Annotated in this window: 10 protein-coding genes; 3 read left to right on the top strand and 7 right to left on the bottom strand. The window is 68.9% G+C overall.

Going from position 1 to position 11,202, the window contains the following annotated elements; genetic code table 11:
* Positions 1-43: 43 nt before the first annotated feature.
* The 7 genes from ABD683_RS14360 to nagA all read right to left on the bottom strand — a co-directional run bounded on the left by ABD683_RS14360 (position 44) and on the right by nagA (position 8,681).
* Positions 44-382: a P-II family nitrogen regulator gene (locus ABD683_RS14360; protein WP_344770646.1), complete on the bottom strand. Its 339-nt coding sequence runs from the start codon at positions 380-382 to the stop codon at positions 44-46.
* Positions 379-1,653 (bottom strand): ammonium transporter, encoded by a 1,275-nt coding sequence (locus ABD683_RS14355; protein ID WP_344770645.1) that lies wholly within the window; start codon positions 1,651-1,653, stop codon positions 379-381. Before ABD683_RS14355 ends, ABD683_RS14360 begins: the two co-directional genes overlap by 4 nt.
* 145 nt (positions 1,654-1,798) lie before the next feature.
* A complete protein-coding gene (gene ftsY / locus ABD683_RS14350; protein WP_344770644.1) occupies positions 1,799-3,022 on the bottom strand; it encodes a signal recognition particle-docking protein FtsY in 1,224 nt (407 codons plus the stop codon).
* Positions 3,023-3,160: 138 nt separating this feature from the next.
* Positions 3,161-3,589: an acyl-CoA thioesterase gene (locus tag ABD683_RS14345; protein ID WP_344770643.1), complete on the bottom strand. Its 429-nt coding sequence runs from the start codon at positions 3,587-3,589 to the stop codon at positions 3,161-3,163.
* A complete protein-coding gene (gene smc / locus ABD683_RS14340; protein ID WP_344770642.1) occupies positions 3,586-7,146 on the bottom strand; it encodes a chromosome segregation protein SMC in 3,561 nt (1,186 codons plus the stop codon). Before smc ends, ABD683_RS14345 begins: the two co-directional genes overlap by 4 nt.
* Positions 7,147-7,258: 112 nt before the next feature.
* Positions 7,259-7,465: a hypothetical protein gene (locus tag ABD683_RS14335; protein WP_344770641.1), complete on the bottom strand. Its 207-nt coding sequence runs from the start codon at positions 7,463-7,465 to the stop codon at positions 7,259-7,261.
* A 58-nt stretch (positions 7,466-7,523) separates the two neighbouring features.
* Positions 7,524-8,681, bottom strand: a complete 1,158-nt coding sequence (gene nagA, locus ABD683_RS14330) for an N-acetylglucosamine-6-phosphate deacetylase (RefSeq protein WP_344770640.1) — start codon at positions 8,679-8,681, stop codon at positions 7,524-7,526.
* Between the two features lie 34 nt (positions 8,682-8,715).
* On the opposite strand from nagA, the gene ABD683_RS14325 reads away from it, so the two are divergent.
* Genes ABD683_RS14325 through ABD683_RS14315 form a run of 3 tightly spaced genes read left to right on the top strand, consistent with a single transcriptional unit; the run spans position 8,716 to position 10,965 of the window.
* Entirely contained in the window at positions 8,716-9,213 is a 498-nt protein-coding gene (locus ABD683_RS14325; protein ID WP_344770639.1) for a PH domain-containing protein, read from the top strand.
* Positions 9,197-10,522, top strand: coding sequence for a PH domain-containing protein (locus tag ABD683_RS14320; RefSeq protein WP_344770638.1), 1,326 nt, complete (start codon positions 9,197-9,199; stop codon positions 10,520-10,522). Before ABD683_RS14325 ends, ABD683_RS14320 begins: the two co-directional genes overlap by 17 nt.
* A complete protein-coding gene (locus ABD683_RS14315; protein WP_344770637.1) occupies positions 10,519-10,965 on the top strand; it encodes a GNAT family N-acetyltransferase in 447 nt (148 codons plus the stop codon). Before ABD683_RS14320 ends, ABD683_RS14315 begins: the two co-directional genes overlap by 4 nt.
* The last annotated feature ends 237 nt before the right edge of the window (positions 10,966-11,202 follow it).

The following is an 11,202-nucleotide window of genomic DNA, read 5'->3' as shown; positions in this document are numbered from 1 at the left end:
CCCCCCCCCGGAGGGTGAGGCGCCGGCGCCGTGGTGCCTCCGCCTAGAGGGCGGCCTCGTCGGTCTCGCCGGTACGAACCCGTACGACGGACTCCACGGGGATCACCCAGACCTTGCCGTCACCGATCTTGCCGGTCTTGGCCGCACCCGTGATCGTCGCGACGACGCTGTCGACATCGGCGTCGTCGACGACGACCTCGAGACGGATCTTGGGGACCAACGACACGTCGTACTCCGCGCCGCGGTAGACCTCGGTATGACCCTTCTGCTGGCCATAACCACTGGCCTCGGTCACCGTCATGCCGGCCACGCCGGCGGCGGCGAGGGCCTCGCGGACCTCTTCCCACTTGTGCGGCTTGATGACTGCCGTAACGAGCTTCATGCTCGGACTCCCGTCTTCAGTGCGGACCCGCCGATGATCCCGGCTTCGTCGTACGCGGTCTCGAGGTGCTCGACCTGGTCGATGCCCAAGACCTCATCCTCCTCGCTGATGCGGAACCCGATCGTCACGTCGATCAGCTTGCCGATGACGTACGTGAGGATGAACGAGTACGCGAGCACCGCACCTGCTGCGACAGCCTGCTTGCCCAGCTGGCTGAAGTCGCCTCCATAGAGCAATCCGGCGTTGGCCTTGCCACCGGCGTTGGTCTTGGTGGCGAGGAAACCGATCAGCAGCGTTCCGACCAGACCACCGACGAGGTGGACGCCGACGACATCGAGGGAGTCGTCGTAGCCGAACTTGTACTTCAGCCCGACCGCGAGGGCGCAGATGACACCGGCGATGATGCCGAGGCCGATCGAGCCGACCGGCGACAGCGTCCCGCAGGCGGGCGTGATGGCGACGAGTCCGGCGACCGCGCCCGAGGCGCCGCCGAGGCTGGTGGCCTTCTTGTCACGGACGACCTCCACGAGCAGCCAGCCGAGCATCGCGGCTGCCGTGGCGACGGCCGTGTTGACGAACGCGAGTCCGGCCAGACCGTTCGAGCCGACAGCCGAGCCGGCGTTGAAGCCGAACCACCCGAACCACAGGAGACCGGCGCCCAGCAGGACGAACGGGAGGTTGTGGGGGCGCATCGGGTCGCGCTTCCAGCCGACCCGCTTGCCGAGGACCAGCGCGAGCGCGAGTCCCGCAGCACCGGCGTTGATGTGGACCGCCGTGCCGCCCGCGAAGTCGAATGCCTGGAGCTTGGTGGCGATCCAGCCACCGTTGTCGCCGAAGTCGAAGACCCAGTGCGCGACCGGGAAGTAGACGACCGTCATCCAGATGACGACGAACAGCGCCCAGGCGCCGAACTTCGCGCGGTCGGCGATGGCGCCGCTGATCAGCGCGACCGTGATGATCGCGAACATCAGCTGGAAGGCAACGAAGACGTACTCGGGGATCGTCCCGTACGCCGTGCCAACCGAGATGTTGTCGAGGCCGAGTCGCTCGAAGCCGCCGACCCAGCGGTTGCCCTCAGGGCTGAACGCGATCGAGTAGCCGTACAGGACCCACAGCACCGGGACGATGGCGAGAGCCAGGAAACTCATCATCATCATGTTGAGAACCGTCTTGGAGCGGACCATGCCGCCGTAGAAGAACGCCAGTCCTGGCGTCATGAGCAGGACCAGGGCCGAGCTGGCCAGGATCCACGCAGTATCGCCGGTATCCATGAAACCTCCGAGTGAGTTGTGCGCGGGCGGGAACGTCGCCCACTGCACAACAGGTTGTTATCGGCCGGTTTCGGTACGGGTTTCGTCGTGTTGCGGCAATGTCACGAAATCTCGGTTTGTGTTAACACCGCGTAACGCGACCGGATCACTCGAGGAGTGCGTCGACGAACTCCGCCGGGTCGAACGGTGCAAGATCATCCACGCCCTCGCCGAGTCCGACGAACTTCACGGGTACGCCGAGCTCACGCTGCACCGCGATGACGATGCCGCCCTTGGCCGTGCCGTCGAGCTTGGTCAGCACGACTCCGGTGACGTCGACGACCTCGCCGAACACGCGGGCCTGGGTGAGCCCGTTCTGCCCCGTCGTCGCATCGATGACGAGCAGGACCTCGGTGACCGGGGCCTGCTTCTCGATGACGCGCTTGACCTTGCCGAGCTCGTCCATCAGGCCCGCCTTGGTGTGCAGACGTCCCGCGGTGTCCACGAGCACGACGTCGACACCGTCGGCGATGCCCTTCTGGACCGACTCGAAGCCGACGCTCGCGGGGTCACCGCCCTCGGGGCCGCGTACGGTCTGCACACCGACCCGCTCGCCCCAGGTCTGGAGCTGATCGGCAGCAGCCGCGCGGAACGTGTCGGCGGCTCCCAGCACGACCGACTTGTCCTCGGCGACCAGTACGCGAGCGAGTCGCCCCACCGTGGTGGTCTTGCCGGTGCCGTTGACCCCGACGACCAGCACGACACCGGGCTTGCCGTCCGAACCGGTGGACTTCAGGGATCGGTCGTCCGACGGACCGATCAGGGCGATGAGCTCCTCGTTGAGCATCGTGCGGGCATGCTCAGGGTCCTTGACGCCCTCGACCCGGACACGGGTCTTGAGCTTCTCGACCAGCTCGTCGGTCGGCCCGACCCCGACGTCGGCAGCCAGGAGCGTGTCCTCGATCTCCTCCCACGCCGCGTCGTCGAGCGACGCGCGGCCCAGCACGGCCAGCAGCCCCTTGCCCAGCGTGCCCTGGGAGCGGGCGAGCCTGGCACGCAAACGCACGAGACGACCCTTGGGCGCCTCCGGCCGCTCGATCGTGGACGCGGGTGCGGGCTCCGGCTCGGGTGCGGGCTCTGGCTTCGGCTCCGGCTCGGGCTCTGGCTCGGGCTCCGGCTTCGGCTTCGGCTCGACCTTGGGCTCGGGGACAGGCCTCGGCTTGGTTGTCGGCCTGGGTGCCGGCTCGACCACGTCGGGCTTCTCCGCGACCTCCTTGGTCGGCGTCTGTGGCGGCAGCTCGGCGCGGCGACGCACCAGCAGCAACGCCGTACCGCCACCGAGGAGGACGACGACACCGGCAATGATCAGGACGAGGGTCAGCGTGGTCACACCGCGATCCTATGTAGATGCCCTCCCGAGTGGTGCGAACTCACCCGCGAGTGGTGCAGATTCGGACGGCTCGCCGTCTCGAAAGCCCGAGCTTGCACCACTCGCCGGTGGCCCTGCGCCATTCACCGAACGCGGGGACTAGCGAGCCAGTGGCTCGACGGCGTCCTTGATCGACTGCGGGACCCGGGTGACCTTGCGCGTGGCGGCATCGACATACACGTGGACGAACTGCCCGATCGCGGCCGGCTCGTCGGTGTCGCCCTGGAACAGGCCGATGCGGTAGACGATGCTGGTGTTGCCCATCTTGGTGACGGCGATGCCGGCCTGGACGTCGTCAGGGAACGCGAGCGACCGCATGAACGTGCACTGGGTCTCGACGACGAGGCCGATCGCGTCCAGCTTGCGGATGTCGGTGCCCGTCGCATCGATGAGGAAGCCGTTCACGGCCGTGTCGAAGAACGAGTAGTAGACGACGTTGTTGACGTGGCCGTAGACGTCCTCGTCCTCCCACCGCGTCGAGATCGTGCGCAGCGTCGGGAAGTCCGTACGCAGCGTCGGCTCGCTCACGCCGACGCCTCGTCGCGCAGGCGCTGGCTGATGACGGCAGACACCCCGTCGCCGCGCATCGAGACGCCGTAGAGGGCGTCGGCGACCTCCATGGTGCGCTTCTGGTGCGTGATGACGATGAGCTGCGAGCTGGCGCGCAGCTCTTCGTAGATCTCGAGCAGGCGCCCGAGGTTGGTGTCGTCGAGCGCCGCCTCGACCTCGTCGAGGATGTAGAACGGGCTCGGCCGCGCCTTGAACAGGGCCACCAGGAACGCCACGGCGACCAGCGAGCGCTCACCTCCTGACAGCAGCGACAGACGCTTGACCTTCTTGCCGGGAGGACGGGCCTCGACGTCGATGCCGGTCGTCAGCATGTTCTGCGGATCGGTGAGCACCAACGATCCCTCGCCGCCGGGGAACAGCCGGGAGAACACGTCGGCGAACTCGCGCTCGACGTCGTACCAGGCCTCGGTGAAGACCTGCTCGACCTTGGCGTCGACCTCCTCGACGATCTCAAGGAGGTCCTTGCGGGTCTTGCGGAGGTCCTCGAGCTGCTCGGACAGGAACTGGTGGCGCTCCTCGAGGGCGCTGAACTCCTCGAGAGCGAGCGGGTTGACCTTGCCCAGCATCGCCATGGACCGCTCGGCGGCGCGGAGGCGCTTGGTCTGCTGGTCCCGGTCGTAGGGCACCGGCTCCCCTGCCTCAGGGGCGTCGTGACCCTCTTCTGCAGCGACGACGATCGGCGGCACGAGCTGGTCGGGCCCGTAGTCGGCGATGAGCTCGTCGATGTTGAGACCCAGCTCCTCGAGCGCCCGCGCCTCGAGCCCTTCGAGGCGCAGCCGCATCTCGGCCCGCGCCATCTCGTCCTTGTGCACCGAGTCGGTAAGGCCGTCGAGCTCGGTGCTGAGCTCGCGGAGCTTGCCGCGTACGCCGCGCAGCGTCTCCTCGCGGCCGGAGCGGGACGCCTCGATCGACGTGCGAAGGTCCGCGGCCTGGACGACCGACGTCTCGAGGCGCACCAGCACCCGCTCGCTGGCGCCGATGACCGCCTTGGCGGCCTCGGCCTCGCGCAGCTGGCGCTCGCGGCGTTGCTCGGCCTTGACCCGGGCATCACGCTCAGCGGCCGCCGCCTCGAACAACGACGTGACCTGGGCCGCGAGCGCGCGGGCGCGTTCTTCATTGGTACGCAGGGCGAGACGTGCGTCGGTCTCGGCGCGCCGGGCCGCCGACGCCTTGTCGGCCAGCTCCTCGAGCAGCGTGGTGTCGGGCTCGTCCTCGGGTGCCGACTCGGCCTGCCTGAGTCGCTCCTCCAGCTCGGCCAGACCCGACACGTCGGTGTCGCGCGCCTCGGCCGCAGCCTCGATCGCGGCCGTGAGTCGATCGGCCTCGCCGCGGGCGGCGCGTGCCGTGGCGCCGAGGTGGCCGAGGTTCTCGGCCACGGCGGCCATCGTCGCGTCGGACTCGTGGAGCCTCGCGAGTGCCGCGTCGACGTGCTCCTGCGCAGCAACGCGTTTGGTCTCGGCGCCCTCGATCTCAAATCGCAGGCGCTCGAGCGTGTGCACCGCGCGATCGAGGTCGTCGCCGGCCTGCTCGATCGCGGCCTTGACCTCGATCAGGCTCTGCTTCGAGGACGATCCACCCGACGCGAAGTGCGGTCCGAGCACGTCACCGTCACGGGTCACCGCGACGACGTCCGGCGACTGGGCGATCAGCTGCCGCGACTGATCAAGACCGTCGACGACGGCAACCTTGTAGAGCAAGCGTCGCAGGGCACCCTGAAGCGCCGCGGGCCCGTCGACGACGTCGATTGCGTACGTCGCGAAGTCAGGCAGCCCGGGCCACGACGAGTCGTCGACCTCGCCGCCACCCAGCAGCATGCCGGCGCGGCCGAGGTCCTCGGACTTGAGCTTCTCCATCGCCGAGACGGCGGTGTCGAGGTGGTCGACGGCGACGGCATCGGCGGCCGAGCCGAGCGCCGACGCGATGGCGGTCTCGTAGCCGGCTCGTACGGTCAACAGTGCCGCAACCGAGCCGAGCAGCCCGCTGATCTCGTCGGTCGCCGCGAGGAGCGCACCCGCGCCGTCCTTGCGGGCGAGGCCGAGCTCGAGGGCTTCCTTGCGGGCGGCGAGCGCAGACTGCTGGCGCTCGGCCTCCTGGGTCTGCGAGTGGAGCGAGGCGAGCTGCTCGACGATCTCGGCGAGGGCACCTTCGGCCTGCTCGAGGTCTTCATCGAGGCCGGACTCGCCGGCGTTGAGTCCGGCGATCGTGTTCTCGAGCGCGCTGAACTCGCGCTGTGCATCGGTGGCGCGGCGCTCGGCCTCGTCACGGGCGACGGTCAGGCGTCCGATCTCCTCGCCGGCCGCGGTGGCGCGGCTCTTGAGCGAGTTGACCTGACCGTGGAGGCGAGCCAGTCCCTCGCGCTGGTCGGCGGCAGCGCGCAGCAGCCCGGCGACCCGGCGTTCCTCGGCGGTGTAGGCCGCCTCGGCCTCGTCCTTGGCGGCGATGACCTGCTCGAGCGACTCGGTGGCCTCCGAGACCCCGGCATCGAGCTCCTGGTGCTTGGCCTGCGCCTCACGGGCCTCGGCCTCCAGCGCCTCGGGGTCACGGCCAACCCGGCGATCCTCGGCCTCGACGGCGGCCAGGCGTACGCGCTCGTTGGCGAGACCGGCAGTGCCACGGAATCGTTCGCGCAGTCCCGACAGGGAGTACCAGGTCTCCTGGGCGGCGGCCAGGCGCGGTGAGTCCTCGCGGAGCTGGTCCTCGAGCAGCGTCTCCTGCTGACGCGCAGCGGCGATCGCCGACTCGACCGCCTGACGGCGCTCCTTCAGCGCGGTCTCGTCGGCGAGCTCCTCCTCGATGACCTTGCGGGCCTGCGACACGTCGTCGGCCAGCAGTCGGGCGCGCGCATCGCGTACGTCGGCCTGGATCACGGCGGCACGGCGAGCGACCTCCGCCTGGCGACCCAACGGCTTGAGCTGGCGACGGAGCTCGGTGAGCACGTCGTTGAGGCGCGTGAGATTGCCCTGGGTCGCGTCGAGCTTGCGGAGCGCCTTCTCCTTGCGCTTGCGGTGCTTGAGGACGCCCGCGGCTTCCTCGATGAAGCCGCGGCGCTCCTCCGGAGTCGCGCGCAACACGCTGTCGAGCTGGCCCTGGCCGACGATGACGTGCATCTCGCGGCCGATGCCGGAGTCGCTCAGGAGCTCCTGGACGTCGAGGAGTCGGCAGGTGTTGCCGTTGATCGCATACTCCGAACCGCCGTTGCGGAACATCGTGCGGGTGATCGTCACCTCGGTGTATTCGATCGGGAGCGCACCGTCGGTGTTGTCGATCGTCAGCACGACCTCGGCACGGCCCAGCGGCGGGCGGCCCGACGTACCGGCGAAGATGACGTCTTCCATCTTGCCGCCGCGCAGCGACTTGGCACCCTGCTCGCCCATGACCCAGGCGAGGGCGTCGACGACGTTGGACTTGCCGGAGCCGTTGGGTCCGACGACACACGTGATGCCGGTCTCGAACTGGAGCGTCGTCGACGAAGCAAAGGACTTGAACCCACGAAGCGTGAGGCTCTTGAGGTACAACGCTGCTCCTACGACTACGGCCGACTGTGCTTGTTGCAGTCTGGGACTTCAGAACACACTAGGCGACCAGACGCCGTGGGCGACGGAGTGTCGCCAGATCGGTCGGTATGTGTCAGCGGTGACCCGCGACGGGCTCGAGCAGATCGCCCGCCGTCACGTGGTCGACCTGCTCGCGCAGGGCCTTGAGGAGTCCGTCGTTCTCGACCTTGAGGCGGAGCACTTCTGCCTCAAGATCTGCGACGCGGCGACGCAGCATCGCGCTGTCGCGAAGCTGTGAAGGGGTGGGCCCACCGATGAAGCCGACAATTGCTTTGGCCATGGGAATCTCCGCGGAAAATGGTGGCTGGAGGGGAAGGGCAGGAGCTGGCCTGCGTCTCTCAGTCTCCCACCGTGGGACTCTCGCGGTCAAATACCAATTCGCCGCCGATCCAGGTCTGTTGCGTGCGCAGCGCGCCGTCCAGAACCACGAAATCTGCTGCGACGCCGGGGCGCAAGTGGCCCAGGTCGTCGAGCCCCAGAGCCCGAGCAGGTACGCAGGTGACGCCGGCGATCGCCTGGTCGATCGAGGCGCCCGACGCCACGGAGTTGGCCACGCAGTCGTCCAGCCGTACGGCGGCACCGGCGAGCGTGCCATCAGCTCTCAACGGCGGCTCACCCTCGGTCACCGAGAGGGTCTGGCCGCCGAGCTCGTACTCCCCCGGCGGCATGCCGAACGCCGACACGTTGTCGGTGACGAGCATGACCCTCCCGGCTGCCGCGGCGAACGTCAGCCGGATCGCCTCGGCCTGGACGTGGTGCAGGTCGGCGATCAGTCCGAGCGTCAGTCTGGGGTCGGCCAGCGCGGCCCCCACGACGCCGGGCCGGCGCGGCATCAGCGGGCTCTGCGCGTTGAAGAGATGCGTCACCAGCGTCGCGCCGGCATCGGCCGCCGCCGAGACCGTGGCAGCGTCGGCGTCGCTGTGCCCGACGCTGACGCGTACGCCGGCGGCGACGAATGTTGCGATGGCCTCGAGAGCGCCGTCCCGTTCGGGGGCCAGCGTCACGTAGCCCAGCGAGTCACCGCCCGCGTCGATGAGTGCGTTGACCCGCTCCGGGGTCGGATCGACCAGCAGCTCCTCGCGGTGCGCGCCGCGCCGGGTGGGCGCGAGGAACGGCCCCTCGACGTGGCACGGCAGCAACCTCGTGCCGCTGGTGGCGCCGGCGCGGCGACGGGCGTACGCCGTGACGCCCTGGCTGACCTCCTCGATCGGTGCCGTGATGTAGGTCGGCACCATCGCGGTGACGCCGGTGCTGGGGAGCCGGGCTGCAATGCGGGTCCAGTCGTCGTCCGTGGCTGACGCGAAGTCGGCACCGTAGGCACCGTTGATCTGCGCGTCGATGAATCCCGGTGCCAGCACCTCGACGTGGACATCGGCCGTACGTGGCGGAGCACTCGCGCCGCTCGCCGAGATCATGCCGTCGACGACCTCGATCCAGCCCGGACCGGAGGTGTCGGTGATGCCGTGGGCCGTTGTGGCACTGACGAGGAGTTGCACGGGACGGACGCTACCAACCCCTAGGGTGAGACGGGTGGATGCTCTCTTCGAACCTGCCGTCGGCGAATGGAAGCGCGTATCGCCGAAGCTCGCGACCGCCCGACGCATCCTGATCACCGTCCCCGCGGCCGTGATCGCTCTCGTCCAGCTGGTGGTGGTTCTGGTCCTGCCCAAGACCGGCGTGTGGTGGATCGGTGCCGCCGTCGTCGCCGTAGCGCTTGCCGTCGCGGTGTGGGGCTGGCTGTGGGCTGGCCGCAACCAGCGCAGCTGGGGCTACGCCGAGAACGCCGACGACCTACTGGTCACCAGCGGCGTCATGTTCAAGCGCCTCGTCGCGATCCCCTACGGGCGCATGCAGTTCGTCGATGTCGAGGCCGGCCCGCTGGCCCGCGCGTACGGCATCGCCACCGTCACGCTCCACACCGCGAGCCCCGAGACCGCCGCCGACATCCCGGGTCTGCCTGCCGACCAGGCGACGGCGCTGCGCAACCGACTGACGGAGCTGGGCGAGGCCCATGGCGCCGGTGTCTGAGTCGCCCGTTGCGGTCAAAGAGTCCGTCGGCCTGCGCACCCACCCGCTGACCGGCGTGGTCCAGGGTGCGCTCTGGGCCGCCGCGGCGGTGTTCGGCTTGTTCAGCTCGATGGGCGGTGGGGGCTGGGAAGGTGTCAGCCCGTTCCTCAGCGGGGTCATCGCCCTCGGCGGCGGGCTCGTCCTCGGGATGGGCGTCGGCTTCCTGAGCTGGCGGTTCACCCGCTACGTCATCGACGGCACGGAGCTGCGCATCAACAGCGGCATCCTCACCAAGGCGTCGCGGCGCATCCCGTACGAGCGCATCCAGTCCGTCGACATCGCCGAGCCTCTGGTGGCACGCATCTTCGGCCTGGCCGAGCTGCGCATCGAGATGGCCGGCGGCAAGAATTCGCGTACGTCCTTGCGCTTCCTCAAGCTCGCCGACGCGGGAGCGCTTCGCAAGCTCCTGCTGGCTCGTACGCACGGCCACTCCGCGTCGGAGGAAGCACCTGACGAGCAGCGCAGCATCATCACGGTCGTGCCACCGACCCGCATCATCATCGGCACGCTGCTGTCGCTCGACTTCCTCTTCGCGGTGCTCGGCACCGTGACCGTGCTCGTCGTGGCGCTCTGGTGGGGTCAGGTCATTGCCTTCATCGGCGGCATCATCCCCCTCGGCTCCTGGCTGATCCAGATCGTCGGGCAACGGGTCATCCAGCAGTGGGACTTCACCCTGTCGCGCGGTGAACGCGGCCTGCGCATCGAGCGCGGACTCCTGTCGCGTACGTCGCAGACCATCCCGTACGACCGGGTCCAGGGCATCGCGGTCAAGGAGCCGTTGGTCTGGCGACGCCTCGGCTGGCAACGCCTCGAGGTCGATGTCGCAGGCTACGCGTCGCAGGGCGATGACGCAGGCGGCGACAACGCCAACTCGACGCTGCTCCCGATCAGTGACGCGCCGCTGGCCAACGCGATCATCGCCGAGCTGCTGCCCGGCGCGGATCCGGCCCTCACCCCGCGTACGTACGCCTCGCCCCGCTCGTGGGTGTTTGCGCCGATCGGCTTCCGCTACCGCTGGGTCGCGGCGAACGACCGCACCTTCGTGGCCAGTGAGGGGTGGATCCAGCGGACCACCAGCATCGTGCCGCACCACAAGACCCAGTCGGTCGAGCTGAGCCAGGGGCCGCTGCAGCGCTGGCGCGGCGTGGCCACCGTCGAGGTGCACTCGCCCAAAGGTCCGGTCGACGCCGACGGCCGCAACCTCCCGGCAGACGCTGCTCGCTCCACGATGCTCGCCCAGCTCGACCGCGCCCGGGCGGCCCGCTCATGATCGTCCGACCGGTTGTCGCTGCCGATCTCGATGCCTGGCGTCCGCTGTGGGACGGCTACAACGCGTTCTATGAGCTCGGTGGTGACACCGTCCCACCGGACGAGGTCACCGCTGTGACGTGGCAACGGTTCCTCGATCCAGCCGAACCCATGTTCGCGCTGGTCGCCGAGGACGACGGGCGGCTCATCGGGCTCGTGCACTACCTGTTTCACCGCAGCACGACCAGCATCGAACCGGTCTGCTACCTGCGCGACCTGTTCACGCTGCCTTCGGAGCGCGGCAAGGGCGTCGGGCGGGCGCTGATCCAGGCCGTGGGCGACGCAGCTCGCACCGAAGGCGTCACGAATGTCTATTGGCAGACCCACGAGACCAACACCGCCGGCCGACGCTTGTACGACACGGTGGCCACCAATGAGGGCTTCATCGTCTACACGCTCAACTAGCGACCGGTCCCGATCCACGGTCCCTAGCGACGAAGTCGCGGGAGCGAGCCCTGCGAGCGAAGGGACGTACGACGAGAGGCTCGCGCGAGCACAGGCGGTTGGGGCATCCGCGACCTCAGGCTCGCGGCTTTCGTTGCGTAGTTGGCAGGTTGAAGAGCGCACATACAAGGGCGCGGGCTGGGTCTGTGGAAGGACTCATTCGCGACCCACCTTGTGGACAAGGATCCTTGTTTTTCG

The sequence above is a fragment of the Aeromicrobium panaciterrae genome (genome assembly GCF_039537165.1).
Lineage (GTDB): Bacteria > Actinomycetota > Actinomycetes > Propionibacteriales > Nocardioidaceae > Aeromicrobium > Aeromicrobium panaciterrae.
The sequence above is the reverse complement of the archived record's forward strand: the minus strand, read 5'-3'. Positions and strand labels throughout refer to the sequence as shown.

What these genes read in the sequence shown, in the direction of transcription:
- ABD683_RS14320 (WP_344770638.1), top strand. Translation starts at nt 9,197, where the DNA reads ATGGCGCCGGTGTCTGAGTCGCCCGTTGCGGTCAAAGAGTCCGTCGGC.
- ABD683_RS14315 (WP_344770637.1), top strand. Translation starts at nt 10,519, where the DNA reads ATGATCGTCCGACCGGTTGTCGCTGCCGATCTCGATGCCTGGCGTCCG.
- ABD683_RS14360 (WP_344770646.1), bottom strand. Translation starts at nt 382, where the DNA reads ATGAAGCTCGTTACGGCAGTCATCAAGCCGCACAAGTGGGAAGAGGTC.
- ABD683_RS14355 (WP_344770645.1), bottom strand. Translation starts at nt 1,653, where the DNA reads ATGGATACCGGCGATACTGCGTGGATCCTGGCCAGCTCGGCCCTGGTC.
- ABD683_RS14335 (WP_344770641.1), bottom strand. Translation starts at nt 7,465, where the DNA reads ATGGCCAAAGCAATTGTCGGCTTCATCGGTGGGCCCACCCCTTCACAG.